At 68.4% G+C, this 12,956-nt stretch carries 12 protein-coding genes; 3 read left to right on the forward strand and 9 right to left on the reverse strand.

Features of this window, described 5'->3' with window-relative positions; translation table 11 throughout:
- Window positions 1-337: 337 nt before the first annotated feature.
- From VFZ09_RS01280 to VFZ09_RS01295, 4 genes are read right to left on the reverse strand one after another with little or no spacing between them, the layout of a single operon-like run.
- Entirely contained in the window at window positions 338-688 is a 351-nt protein-coding gene (locus VFZ09_RS01280; RefSeq protein ID WP_329725594.1) for a hypothetical protein, read from the reverse strand.
- Window positions 681-977, reverse strand: a complete 297-nt coding sequence (locus VFZ09_RS01285) for a hypothetical protein (protein ID WP_329725595.1) — start codon at window positions 975-977, stop codon at window positions 681-683. Before VFZ09_RS01285 ends, VFZ09_RS01280 begins: the two co-directional genes overlap by 8 nt.
- A complete protein-coding gene (locus VFZ09_RS01290) occupies window positions 970-1,356 on the reverse strand; it encodes a hypothetical protein (protein ID WP_329725596.1) in 387 nt (128 codons plus the stop codon). Before VFZ09_RS01290 ends, VFZ09_RS01285 begins: the two co-directional genes overlap by 8 nt.
- On the reverse strand, window positions 1,349-1,639 hold the full coding sequence (locus VFZ09_RS01295) for a hypothetical protein (protein WP_329725597.1): 291 nt from the start codon (window positions 1,637-1,639) through the stop codon (window positions 1,349-1,351). The genes VFZ09_RS01290 and VFZ09_RS01295 overlap by 8 nt, the downstream gene beginning before the upstream one ends.
- A gap of 447 nt (window positions 1,640-2,086) precedes the next feature.
- On the opposite strand from VFZ09_RS01295, the gene VFZ09_RS01300 reads away from it, so the two are divergent.
- Window positions 2,087-4,171, forward strand: coding sequence for a S46 family peptidase (locus VFZ09_RS01300; RefSeq protein ID WP_329725598.1), 2,085 nt, complete (start codon window positions 2,087-2,089; stop codon window positions 4,169-4,171).
- A 98-nt stretch (window positions 4,172-4,269) separates the two neighbouring features.
- On the opposite strand, the gene guaA is transcribed toward VFZ09_RS01300, so the two are convergent.
- A complete protein-coding gene (gene guaA, locus VFZ09_RS01305) occupies window positions 4,270-5,823 on the reverse strand; it encodes a glutamine-hydrolyzing GMP synthase (protein WP_329725599.1) in 1,554 nt (517 codons plus the stop codon).
- A 101-nt stretch (window positions 5,824-5,924) separates the two neighbouring features.
- Between guaA and VFZ09_RS01310 the strand changes: the two genes are divergently transcribed.
- Window positions 5,925-6,551 (forward strand): hypothetical protein, encoded by a 627-nt coding sequence (locus tag VFZ09_RS01310; RefSeq protein ID WP_329725600.1) that lies wholly within the window; start codon window positions 5,925-5,927, stop codon window positions 6,549-6,551.
- Window positions 6,552-6,584: 33 nt separating this feature from the next.
- Here the strand turns inward: VFZ09_RS01310 and guaB are convergent, their stop codons facing one another.
- Window positions 6,585-8,042, reverse strand: coding sequence for an IMP dehydrogenase (guaB, locus tag VFZ09_RS01315; protein WP_329725601.1), 1,458 nt, complete (start codon window positions 8,040-8,042; stop codon window positions 6,585-6,587).
- Window positions 8,043-8,183: 141 nt separating this feature from the next.
- Here guaB and VFZ09_RS01320 point away from each other — a divergent pair, with 141 nt between their 5' ends.
- On the forward strand, window positions 8,184-10,874 hold the full coding sequence (locus VFZ09_RS01320) for a TIGR02266 family protein (RefSeq protein ID WP_329725602.1): 2,691 nt from the start codon (window positions 8,184-8,186) through the stop codon (window positions 10,872-10,874).
- Window positions 10,875-10,889: 15 nt separating this feature from the next.
- Here the strand turns inward: VFZ09_RS01320 and VFZ09_RS01325 are convergent, their stop codons facing one another.
- The 3 genes from VFZ09_RS01325 to VFZ09_RS01335 form a co-directional block, all read right to left on the reverse strand.
- Window positions 10,890-11,663: a DedA family protein gene (locus VFZ09_RS01325; RefSeq protein WP_329725603.1), complete on the reverse strand. Its 774-nt coding sequence runs from the start codon at window positions 11,661-11,663 to the stop codon at window positions 10,890-10,892.
- Between the two features lie 270 nt (window positions 11,664-11,933).
- On the reverse strand, window positions 11,934-12,389 hold the full coding sequence (locus VFZ09_RS01330; protein WP_043390977.1) for a Crp/Fnr family transcriptional regulator: 456 nt from the start codon (window positions 12,387-12,389) through the stop codon (window positions 11,934-11,936).
- A gap of 38 nt (window positions 12,390-12,427) precedes the next feature.
- Window positions 12,428-12,943: a gamma carbonic anhydrase family protein gene (locus VFZ09_RS01335; RefSeq protein ID WP_329725604.1), complete on the reverse strand. Its 516-nt coding sequence runs from the start codon at window positions 12,941-12,943 to the stop codon at window positions 12,428-12,430.
- Window positions 12,944-12,956: the final 13 nt, after the last annotated feature.

The raw sequence follows: 12,956 nt of genomic DNA on the forward strand, positions 1-12,956 counted from the left end.
CGCAGGAGGCCAGTTCTGTGGGGACACGTCGTTGGCCACAGCCAGAAGGCGGTGAGAAAGGCCAGCAACCTCCGCTCGGATCCGCCACAGCGACAGGGCCACAACTACGTGAGCGCTCGACGGCTGGGGGTCTTCAGCGGCCGCTTTGAGGTCATCCAAAGCCCAAAACACGTCCACGGCGACATGCTCGAGTCGCCGCCTCAGTACGTCGTCATCGGGCATGCGCTCAGGTTTGAAGAGCTTCCGGACAGCGTCCATTGCCGAAGCGCAGCTGGCGAGTCGGACTGCGCACTTGCGGAGATTGAAGAGGGCGGACGTCTCGAGGGGGGACGTTTGCTCACCCATGGCGCACCTCGGCCAGGCGCTCGGCGAGGTACTCGGCCTCCGAGGAGTAGGCATGGGCGGTGCGCAGGTGGCCCAGGGCCCGCGCCTGCTCGGCGCGGGCCTGGAAGCGCGCACAGCGCTGCTCTACGTTGTGGCGCTCGAGCGCGGCGTCCACCGCAAGCGCCTCCTCGACGAGCTGGGCCCACTCGGCATGCTCCGCCGCGGTGAAGGGGGCACGCCCCGCCAGGCTCTCGAGGAAGGCAGCGCGGCGCTCCGCGAGGGAGCGGGCGCGCGCCACCAGCACGGTGCGCTTGTCCAGCGCGACGGATGCCAGCGTCCGGCTGCAGCTGCGGGGCTCACCCACGGGACACCTCCGCGGTGGCCTTCGCCAGGAGCTCCGGCGCGGGGCGGCCGACGTCAAGACCCACGGACGCGTAGGACAGGGCCCGCAGGTTGTCCTCGAGCACCTCGGAGATGGACTGGAGCTGGTGGAGGACTTCGGCGTCCACCGCCAGGCCAAGCCTCGAGGCCTCGCGCATCAGCAGGGGCAGCCCGTTGCTCAGGTCCACCGCCGCACGCGTCAGCCGAGAGAGTTCCTTCTTGTAGGCGTCAGGGGCAGCGGTCGACGACAGCACCTTGGAGGTCTCAGCCATGGGCCACCTCGTCGAGGAGACCGCGGGTGGTGAGGACGGCGCGGCGGACGTCGCGTGCGAGCACACGCGCACGGCGCTCCATGCACGCCAGGGAGGCTCGCAGATGCATGGTGACCTCAAAGTGCTGCGACAGCTCGGTCGGTGTGCGGTCCCGCGCGGAGCTGGCATTGAGGATGTCCTCCATGGCGCTGTCCATGGTGGTGAACGCTCCGCAGAGTTCCTGCACAACCAGGTCGCCGGTCGAAGGGAGCTGCTCAGGGGACCCGATCGACCAGGCGAGTTCCTGGAGAGAGCTGTGCGCCACGTTCAGAGACCGGAGCGCCGTGCGGAGCGCGGTCTCGGCGGCGGAAGCAAGAGCCAGCGTCGAGGTCTCAGCCATGGGTCACCTCATAGGACGCGGACTCCTGGCCGAGCTGCATGAGCTCGCGCGCGGCGGCCGTCAGCCCCCAGCCATCCGCGTAGAGGTAGAGGATGCCGTTGCGGGCCAGAGCGTCGAGCTCGCCCATGAGTCCGGCGACGTGGAGGAGCTCCGGACGCGCGAGGAGGGAGTCGCTCGACAACTGCACCTCGCGGAACAGCAGAGAGATGATCAGCCGGTGCGTGGGGGTGAGGACGGACGACGCCACCGGGCGGGAGCCCGGGGAGGACGGGGTGTGGGACATGGGCAGGTCCAAGGCCGAAGGAGAAGCCGAGGACAGGCGCCGGCAACCGCACACCGGCGCCCGTCCTCGTCGACCTGCCCAGGTCGGCCGTGCCCGGGCAGGAGTCTCAGTCCCTGGACGGCGAGCTAGCGAGCTCGAGCAGCATCCAGGCAGACGGGCATAAGTATGGCTGCGCGTCTGATAATGTGCGTTATGTCAACTCAGCCCACGGGCATCCCAGAGGCCTCCAAGCCAAGGTCCGGCGGCTGTGCTCGCATGTATCTCCCCCCGTCCCCCGTCCGATCGCGACGAGCCGCGTCAATCGCCACGCTCGCCTGCTCATCGGAAATCAAAGTCCCGTTCAGGAGTTCAGGGGCCGGGAATTTTCTCCCCGCTTGACCGGGACCGGCTGTTCCCACGACAACCCCGCCGCATCTCTTCCGGTTCCCGGAAAGGAACTTCAACTCCATGAAGCGTCTTCTCATCGTGGCCTCCCTGCTCGGCGCCGCCCCCGCGCTCGCCGATGAGGGCATGTGGACCTACAACAACTTCCCCGCCGCCAAGGTCAAGGAGAAGTACGGATTCGAGCCCTCCCAGGACTGGCTCGACAAGGTTCGTCTGGCCTCGGCCAAGTTCGGCGGCGGCTGCTCGTCCAGCTTCGTCTCCCAGGACGGCCTGGTGATGACCAACCACCACTGCGCCCGTGGCTGCATCCAGCAGCTGTCCACCGCCAAGAAGGACTTCATCGCCAACGGCTTCTACGCCAAGACCCAGGCCGAGGAGCTCCAGTGCCCGGCCCTCGAGCTCAGCCAGCTCGTCGAGATCACCGACGTCACCGACCAGCTCAACACCGCCACCAAGGGCCTCACCGGCAAGTCGTACGCCGACACCCTCAAGGCCGAGATGGCCAGGCTCGAGCAGGCCTGCACCAATGGCGCCCCGGACGTGCGCTGTGACGTGGTGACGCTCTACCAGGGCGGCAAGTACAACCTCTACCGCTACCAGCGTTACCAGGACGTGCGGCTCGTGTTCGCCCCCGAGCACGCCATCGCCTTCTTCGGCGGCGATCCGGACAACTTCGAGTTCCCCCGGTACGACCTGGACGTCACCTTCGTGCGCGCCTACGGCAAGGACGGCAAGCCCGCGAAGACCCCCAACTACTTCAAGTGGTCCGACAAGGGCGTCAAGGAAGGCGATCTCACCTTCGTCTCCGGCAACCCCGGAAGGACCTCGCGCGGCCTGACGGTGGCCCAGCTCGAGTACCTGCGCGACACCGGCCTGCCCAAGCAGCTCTTCAGGCTCTCGGAGATCCGCGGCATGGTCTCCGAGTTCCAGAACCGCGGCCCCGAGCAGAAGCGCATCTCCAGCAACCTGCTCTTCGGCGTGGAGAACGGCCTCAAGTCCACCAAGGGCAAGCACGAGCAGCTGGTGGACAAGGCCTTCTTCGCCCAGAAGGTCGCCGCCGAGCAGGAGCTGCGCGCCAAGGTCAACGCGGACCCGAAGATGAAGGCGAAGTACGGCAACGCCTGGGATGAGATCGCCCGCGCCCAGGACGCCTTCCGCAACATGCGCAAGGAGTACGAGAACGTCGAGAACGGCTTCAACTCGCAGCTCTTCTACGTGGCCCGCACCCTGGTGCGCGCCGCCGACGAGCGCGCCAAGCCGGACACCGAGCGCCTGCGCGGCTACAACGAGGCCAACCTGCGTTCGCTCGAGAACCAGCTGATGAGCAAGGCGCCCGTCTACCCCGAGCTGGAGATCGCCCAGCTGACGTTCGCCCTCACGAAGATCCGTGAGGAGCTGGGCCCGGATCACCCGTTCGTCAAGAAGGTGCTCGGCAAGGAGTCCCCCGCGTCGCTGGCCGCCCGCGTCATCAAGGGCTCGAAGCTGGCCGACATCAAGCTGCGCGATCAGCTCTACAAGGGCGGCAAGAAGGCCATCGAGTCCTCCAAGGATCCGATGATCCAGCTGGCGGCCCTGGTGGACCCGGACGGCCGCGCCATCCGCAAGACGTACGAGGAGCAGGTCGAGGCCGTCATCCGCAAGAACAGCGAGCTGGTGGCCCAGGCGAAGTTCGAGGTCTACGGCACCGGCATCTACCCGGACGCCACGGGCACGCTGCGCCTGTCCTTCGGCTCCGTGAAGGGCTACACCGAGGACGGCAAGCAGGTGGATCCCATCACCGTCATGGGCAACACCTTCGACCGCCACACCGGTGAGGAGCCGTTCGCCCTGCCCAAGAGCTGGCTCGCCTCGCAGAAGGATCTGACGGCCTCCACTCCGATGAACTTCGTCACCACCAACGACATCATCGGCGGCAACTCGGGCTCGCCCGTCATCAACAAGGACGCGGAGATCGTCGGCCTGGTGTTCGACGGCAACATCCAGTCGCTCGGCGGTGACTACGGCTTCGACGAGAGCGTCAACCGCACCGTCGCCGTCCACAGCGAGGCCCTCATCGAGGCGCTCAAGAAGGTCTACAAGGCCGACCGCGTCCTCGAGGAGCTGCGCCCGGGCTCCACGCCCACCGTGAAGGCCAGCCCCGGTCTGTAGTCCGGCCCGCAGTCCGCTGAAGTCCCACTGAAAAGACGAAGGGGCTGCCCGAATCCACCCGGGCAGCCCCTTTGTTCTTCCTCACCCTGCCCCCGCGGCTACTCCCACTCGATGGTGGCGGGCGGCTTGGAGGAGACGTCGTAGACGACGCGGTTGATGCCACGCACCTCGTTGGTGATGCGCGTGGAGATGCGCTCGAGCACGTCGTACGGCAGCCGCGCCCAGTCCGCCGTCATGCCGTCCACGCTCGTCACCGCGCGCAGCACGCAGGTGGACTCGTAGGTGCGCTCATCCCCCATCACGCCCACGCTCTGCACCGGCAACAGCACCGCGAACGCCTGCCACAGCTCCTTGTACAGGCCCGCGTCCCGGATCTCCTGCTGGACGATCGCGTCCGCGCGGCGCACCAGCTCCAGCCGCGCCTCGGTGATCTCCCCCAGCACCCGGATGGCCAGGCCCGGTCCCGGGAACGGCTGCCGCGATACCATCTCGTCCGGCAACCCCAGCTCGCGGCCCAGCGCGCGGACCTCGTCCTTGAAGAGCTCGCGCAGCGGCTCCACCAGCTTGAGGTTCATCTTCTCCGGCAGCCCGCCCACGTTGTGGTGGCTCTTGATGGTGACGGACGGGCCCTTGTACGACACCGACTCGATCACGTCCGGGTACAGCGTGCCCTGCGCCAGGAACTCGGCGCCCTGCACGTCCCGCGCGGCCGCCTCGAACACGGTGATGAACTCGCGGCCGATGATCTTCCGCTTCTTCTCTGGATCCGTCACCCCGGCCAGCTCCGACAGGAAGCGCGCCCGCGCATCCACCGTCTTCAGCGGCACGTGGAAGCGATCCACGAAGAGCGCCTCCACCTGCTCGCGCTCACCCTGCCGCAACAGGCCGTTGTCCACGAAGATGCACTGCAGCCGTGCCCCCAGCGCCCGGTGCAGCAGCAGCGCCGCCACCGAGCTGTCCACGCCTCCCGACAACCCGCAGATGACCCGGCCGTGCTCGCCCACCTGGCGGCGGATGGCGTCCTCCGCCTCCTGGATGAAGCCCTTCATCGTCCAGCTCCCGCTCACCTTGCAGTCGGTGAACAGGAAGGCGCGCAGCATCTCCTTGCCCATCGGTGTGTGCACCACCTCGGGGTGGAACTGCAGGCCGTAGATGGGCTTGCTCTTGTGCGCCGCCGCCGCGTAGGGCGAGTTGCCACTGCGGCCGATGGCCTCGAAGTCCGGCGGCAGCATGTCCACCCGGTCTCCGTGGCTCATCAACACCTTCACCCGCTCGCCCAGCTTGAAGCCCGCCAGCGGCCCGCGCGCCGCCAGCACCTCCACCTCGGCCGAGCCGTACTCCCGGTGCGCGGAGCGATCCACCCGGCCTCCCAGCAGCTTGGAGATCAGCTGCAGGCCGTAGCAGATGCCCAGCACCGGCAGCCCCGAGCTGAACACGAAGGGATCGCACCGCGGCGAGCCCTCCGTCTCCACCGAGGCCGGCCCTCCGGAGAGGATGATGCCGCGCGGGGCGAACCGGCGGATGTCCTCCGCGGGGAGATCCGGACGGTGGATCTCACAGTACACGCCGAGCTCTCGCACCCGGCGGGCGATGAGCTGCGTGTACTGGCTCCCGAAATCGAGGATCAGGATCTTCTCAGCGTGAATATCCACACACTCTCCAGGGGGGGCGCGCGTTGACGGATGCGGGCCTTATCGCTACAAACTTTCGGAAATCAACCATTAAGTCCCGCTCGAACTCGAAGAGGTCCTGGATGCGCCTGCCCGCCGTTGCAACCGTCCTGCTGCTGTCCGCCACCGGTTGCGTGAAGGAGATCTCCTCGGAAGAGCGTCTGGAGCGCGAGTCGCCGAGCCGTTCCTCGGCCGGCGACACCCCGGACGCCGCCGCGCTGAGCAAGGTGAACTGCGACGACACGGGCGATGCGCTCAACCAGGCCCGCAACGTCAACCGGCCGGAGAGCGACCGGGTGATGAGCTACATCGACCTCTACACCTCGTTGCAGAAGCGCAACGCGACGTTCGAGGAGGCGATGAACCGCAACCCGGACCTCCACTACACCGAGGGCAGCCAGAAGCTGGTGGCCGCCCGCGAGAACTGCATCCAGCAGACCGCGGACGTGAAGGTGGAGTTCGAGACCTACGTGCGCGAGCTGGTGGACGTGCCCACCGTGCAGGAGGTCAAGGGCGGCAACACCGTCACCGTGGCCCGGCTGGACTTCAACACCCTGCGCCAAGCCATCGAGACCCTCAACCCGGACGACAAGGAGCAGCTCATGGGCCGGGTGCTCAACGCGGAGAAGAAGGTGGCCCCGGCGGCGGCCCCGGCGGAAGAGCCCGCCAGCAGCGGCTCCTCCGGCAGCGGCCGCAAGCGCGGCAAGTAGCCGGCTCGCGGCCCTCCGGCCGGCCCGGGCGCCCTACTCCACCCGGTAGTTGGGCGCCTCCTCGGTGATGATCACGTCGTGCACGTGGCTCTCCTTGAGCCCGGCCGAGGTGATGCGCACGAACTCCGCCTTGGTGCGCAGATCCTCGATGGTGCCGCAGCCCACGTAGCCCATGCCGCTGCGCAGCCCACCCAGCATCTGGTGGATGTTCATGCCCAGGCTGCCCTTGTACGGCACGCGGCCCTCGATGCCCTCGGGCACCAGCTTCACCGCCTCCACGTCCGCCTGGAAGTAACGGTCCTTGGCGCCCTGCTTCATGGCCCCCATCGAGCCCATGCCGCGGTAGCTCTTGTAGCTGCGGCCCTGGTACAGGATGACCTCGCCCGGAGCCTCCTCGGTGCCGGCGAAGAGCGAGCCGATCATCACCGTGCTCGCCCCGGCGGCCAGCGCCTTGACGATGTCGCCGGAGTACTTGATGCCACCATCGGCGATGACGGGCACGCCGTGCTTGTCCGCCTCGCGCGCGCAGTCGTCGATCGCCGTGAGCTGGGGCACGCCCACGCCGGCCACCACGCGCGTGGTGCAGATGGAGCCGGGGCCGATGCCCACCTTCACCGCGTCCACCCCCGCCTCGATGAGCGCCCGGGTCGCCGCCGCCGTGGCCACGTTGCCGGCGATCAGCTCGAAGCCGCGGAAGTTCTTCCGCGTGTCGCGCACGGCGTCGATGACGCCCTTGGAGTGGCCGTGGGCCGTGTCGATGACGATGACGTCCACGCCCGCCTTCACCAGCGCGTCGATGCGGGCCTCACGGTCCGCCGAGGCACCGATCGCGGCGGCGCACAGCAGCCGGCCCTTGGCGTCCTTGGCCGCGTTGGGCCGGGTCCGACGCTTCTCCATGTCCTTGATGGTGATGAGGCCCCGGAGCTCGAACTGCTCGTCGACGATCAGCAGCTTCTCGATGCGGTGCTCGTGCAGCAGCTGCTGCGCGTCCGTCTGGCTGATGCCCTCGCGGCCTGTGACGAGCTTGCGCGTCATCACCGCCTCCACCTTCTGGTTCAGGTCCGTGACGAAGCGCACGTCACGGCTGGTGACGATGCCCACCAGCTTGCGGCCCTGCACCACCGGGATGCCCGAGATGTTGTACTGGCGCATCAGCTCGATGGCCCGGGCCAGCGGCACCTGCGGCTCGACGGTGATGGGGTCCACCACCATCCCGCTCTCGAACTTCTTCACCTTCATCACCTCGAGCGCCTGCTGCTCGGGGGTCATGTTCTTGTGGATGACGCCGATGCCGCCCTCCTGCGCCATGGCGATGGCGGTCCGGGCCTCGGTCACGGTGTCCATCGCCGCGGAGAGCAGCGGGATGTTGAGCCGCAGGTTGCGGGTCAACCGGGTGGTGAGATCGGCGTCCTTGGGCAGGATCGCGCTCTCCGCCGGCTGGAGAAGCACGTCATCGAAGGTCAGCGCGAGCCGGACTTCAGAAGGCAGCATGGGGGCTCCCGGGAGCAGCGGGTCATGCCCGCGGTGAAGCCGCTTCCATAAGGGGTGAAGGCCAGGGGTGCAACGATCAAAACCGCCTTTTCACGGCCCGTCTCCCTGGCATGCAGGCAATTGATGTTAGGATTCCCTCTCGTGACGCAGCCACAGAGTCCATCCAAGGGAGAAGCCATCGGGTTGGTCGTCAAGTTGCCCTTCGCGACCCCCGACGAGTTCGTGGCGAAGTACGGAGCCAATGTCACGCGCGGCGGCATCTACCTGCGCGCCAAGACGGTGAAGCCTCCCGGTTCCATCGTCACCCTGGATCTCAAGCTGGCCGATGGCTCCCGCATCATCCACGGCACGGCCGTCATCCACTTCGTCACCGGGCAGGGCGGGCAGGGAGCCTCCGGCATGGGGTTCCGCTTCCTCTCCGTGGACCCCGCCACCCGGCAGTTCCTCGACTCGGCGATCGCCCCCCTGCCGCACGCCCAGTCTTCCCTTCCTCCACTCCCAGCAGGGGTGGGGCCGGCGGATTACACGGTCCCCGCGGGAACACCGCCGCCTCCCCCGCTGACGGACGCGCCAACGGTCGCCCCCGCGCCCGCTCCCCACCCCGGCCAGGAGATGCTGATCCCCGCCCACACCCCGTGGCCCGGGACCATCGCCGCGTTCACCCCGCCGCCCCCGCCCCAGCCCGAGGCCGCGCCTGTCGCCGAGCAGCCCGCCCCTGCACCCCCGCTCGAGGCCGCGCCCACGTCACAGGCCGCGCCCGCCGCCGAGCAGCCCGCCCCCGCGCTCCAGTCCGATGCCGAGCCCATCGATGTCGAGCCCATGGATGACGCCGAGCCTATCGATGCCGAACCCATCGATGAGGCCGAGCCCATCGAGACAGCGCCCGCCGCTGCGCAGCCCGCGCCTCGGCCCGCGGCCGTGGCCTCTCCGCCACCTCCCCCGCGCCCCTCCGAGGAGACTCCTGCCGCTCCGGTGCCGCCCCGGCCTCCCGCGCCCGCGGTGGCCTCGAGCCGTCCCGCGCCTCCTCGCGAGCCCACCCAGACGCTCTCCTCGTCCGCCACGCCCGTGGTCCCGAGCGCCCCCGCCTTCGAGGCCCCCACCGAGGAGCCCAAGCGCACCGGGCCCATCATCGGCATCGACCTGGGCACCACCAACTCCTGCGCCGCCTTCGTGCGCCAGAGCAAGCCGGCCGTCCTCCACAGCCGCGAGGGGCACAACACCGTCCCCTCCATCCTCGCCCTCAACGCCCGCGGCAAGCTCGTGGTCGGCCACCCCGCCAAGGGGCAGATGCTCACCAACCCCCGGCAGACCGTCTACGGCGCCAAGCGGCTCGTCGGCCGTCCCTACGAGTCCCCCATCGTCCAGCAGATCAAGGATCGCTTCGCCTATGAGATCGCCCCCGGCGGCAACGGCGAGGCGGCGGTGCGGCTCGGGGATCGCATCTACAGCCTCCAGCAGATCTCCGCCCTCATCCTCCGCGAGGTGAAGGAGGTCGCCCAGAACCAGCTCGGCCAGCCCGTCTCGCGCGCCGTCGTCACCGTCCCCGCCTACTACAACGACAACCAGCGCCAGGCCGTGCGCGAGGCCGGCCGGCTCGCCGGGCTCCACGTGGAGCGCATCCTCAACGAGCCCACCGCCGCCGCGCTCGCCTACGGCTTCGGCCGCAAGCTCACCCAGCGCGTGCTCGTCTACGATCTCGGCGGCGGCACCTTCGACGCCTCCGTCCTCGAGCTCAAGGACACCCTCTACGAGGTCGTCTCCACCGGCGGCGATACCTTCCTCGGCGGCATCGACTTCGACACCGCCATCGTCGAGTACCTGCTCGAGCAGTTCCGCCAGCAGACCGGTCTCTCCATCCAGCTGGATCGGGTGGCCATGCAGCGCATCCAGGACGCCGCCGAGCGCGCCAAGTGCTCCCTCTCCGAGCGCTCGCAGGTCCGCGTCCACGTGGCCTTCCTCACCATGGTCGACGGCAAGCCCGTGGACCTCGACGTCCCGCTCACCCGCGAGAAGCTCGTCGAGCTCACCGAGGAGCTCGTCAACCGCACCCTCCAGGTCTGCGCCGACGTGCTCGACGTCAAGGGGCTCACCCCCAAGGACATCGACGAGGTCATCCTCGTGGGCGGGCAGAGCCGCTCGCCCCTCGTCCACGAGAAGATCCAGTGGTTCTTCGGCAAGGCGCCCACCAAGAACGTGCACCCGGACGAGGCCGTGGCGCTCGGCGCCGCCCTGCTCGCCCACAGCCTGGCCCAGAACGAGGGCGTGCAGCTCATCGACGTGCTGCCCATGGCCATCGGCGTGGGGCTGCCCGGCGGCCGCTTCAAGCCCGTGCTCGAGCGCAACGCTCCCCTGCCCGCCAACAAGGGCTACCAGATCTCCACCAGCCGCGAGGATCAGGAGGAGATCGATCTCATCATCCTGCAGGGCGACTCCGAGCGCGCCGTGGAGAACGAGTACCTGGGCACGCTGAAGGTCTCCGGGCTGCCCGGCGGGCCTCGCGGCTCGGTGAAGGTCTCCGTCACCTTCGCCGTGGACAACGAGTGCATCCTCACCGTCACCGCCCGCGAGCAGACCAGCGGCATCGAGGTGATGAACGTCTTCTCCACCCGCGACAACCCCGAGCAGGTGAAGGCGAAGCTCGGACCCCATCACCCGAGTCAGCCCGAGCCGCCTCCCATGCCTCGCAGGCAGTCGTTGTCCGGCATGCCCGCCGCGCAGAAGCCCACCGCGGCCCAGCCCGTGGTCCTGCCCATCGCCATCGCCGCGACCGCTCGGGACGTGGCTCCGGGCGGACTGGTCGGGTGGTTGAAGCGGATCCTCGGACGCGCGTGAGCCGGACAGGAGGGCTCAGTCGCGGATCGGCAGACGCTCCGTACCGGAGGGCTTCTCCGCCATCTCGAACACGGGCGCCGGGGCCGCCGGGTGGACATCCGAGGCCGCCGCTCCCGTCAGCAGGTGCGCGGGCACCGGCGAGGCCTTCACCGCCGCATCCAGCGCCGCCCCACGCACGGCCGCGATCCGCTTCCGCCACACGAACACCGCGAGCCCCACCACCGCCAGGGTGCCGAACACCACCAGCTGCCCCTCCTTCATCCGGTCGATGGCGTAGTCCAGCTTGTCCCCGAAGTGGAACCCGAGCCACACGAAGAACGGCGCGGACAGCAGCGCCGCCAGCCCGTCCCAGAAGAGGAAGCGCCAGTACGACATGCCCGCCGAGCCGGCGCTGAAGTACGTCACCGCACGCACCCCGGGCATGAAGCGCGCAATCATCACGATCTTCTGCCCGTGCAGCGCGAACAGCCCCTCCACCCGGACCCGCTTCTCCGGGGTGATGAACCTGCCCAGGAATCCGGAGGGGGTGGTAGAGCGTCCCACCTTCGAGCCAAACCGGCGACCGGCGGCGAAGATGAGGCTGTCACCCACGAGGATGCCCAGGAAGCCGACCAGCATCATCACCGACAGGCTGGCCGCGCCCTTGTGGGCCAGGAAGCCCCCGAGGATGAGCGAGATGTCCTCGGGCAGAGGCACGCCCAGCCCACACGCCACCAGCACGCCGAAAACGGTGGCATAGGCGAGGAAGCCGTGGGTACTGCCCAGCAGGTTGGTGAGGAATTCTTGCACGCTCGTCTCTCAGTCACGTCCGGGAGACCCGACAGGCCTCGTCATCCGAGCCCAGGCCTCCAGCGCCCCCGCATCAACCGGGTACGCGTCGTCAAAACTCCGAGCCCCCATGCGCCGACTCATAATCCCTTCGTGCGTCCGCTGCTCGAACTGCGAACGTCCGGGCCTCCGTCCGAGTGCCCGGTTGCTCCAGGTGGGGTCGTGTGGGTGTCTCGAAAGTCCCTCGCATCGTCCGCGAGGAAGGTAGCACGGCGCGCAAGGGGGGGTGCTTCAAGTCTTTCCCACGAGCGACTTCATGGCTTCCCGGTTGTCTCGGACCTTCTGGCCAAAGTGGCTCACGATCCCCATCAGCAGCTTCATGCACGCCTGGGGCTTCTGGATGGTGAGCTTCTGGAAGTCCGCGTGGCGGATCTCCACCGCCGTCACGTCCGTCATGGCCACGGCGGTGCACAGCCGCTCGCCCTTCTGGATGAGGGTCAGTTCGCCCAAGGGCTCTCCGGCCACCACATCCCCGAGCGTCACCTCCTCGCCCGCGGTGTTCTTCGCACTCAGCCGGACCGTGCCGTCCCCGACGATGAAGAGGGACTCGCCCGGCCGGTTCTCCAGGAACAGGGCAGAACCCTTGGGAAACGCCCGTGCGACCCCGATGGCGGCGAAGATCTGGATGCCGACATCGGTGAAATCCTTGAAGAGCGGGGATGCTTTGAGTGCGGCTGCAACCTCCATGCGAGGTGCTCCTAACACGCACGCTGGCGGGCGTCACGTTAACGGCTGGCCCGGTGCTCGGCGGCCGTCTGGACGTAGTGCTTCGCGGACTCGAGCAGGAAGCTCCGCTCCTCCTCGGTGATGGCCCGCTTCACCTTCCCCGGCGAGCCCACCACCAGCGATCCCGGCGGAATCTTCGTCCCCGGTGTGAGCAGCGTCCCGGCGCCGATGATGCACTCGTCGCCGATCTCCACCCCGTCCATCACGATGGCACCCATCCCCACCAGCACCCGGTTGCCCACCGTGCACCCATGCAGCACCACGTGGTGCCCCACCGTCACGTCGTCCCCGATCGTCGTCGAGTACCGGTGGCTCGTGACGTGGATCATCGTGAGATCCTGGATGTTGGTCCTCCGGCCGATGCGGATGGGGTTCACGTCCCCCCGCAGCACCGAGTTGAACCACACCGAGGAGTCCTCCCCCAGCTCCACGTCCCCGATCACCTGCGCCGAGTCCTCGACGAAGCAGCTCGGGTGGACGCGCGGGGTTTGATCTCGGAAACGGCGCAGGGCCATGGGTTCTCCAGTA

It is taken from the genome of Archangium sp. (assembly GCF_036277355.1).
Taxonomy (GTDB): domain Bacteria; phylum Myxococcota; class Myxococcia; order Myxococcales; family Myxococcaceae; genus Archangium.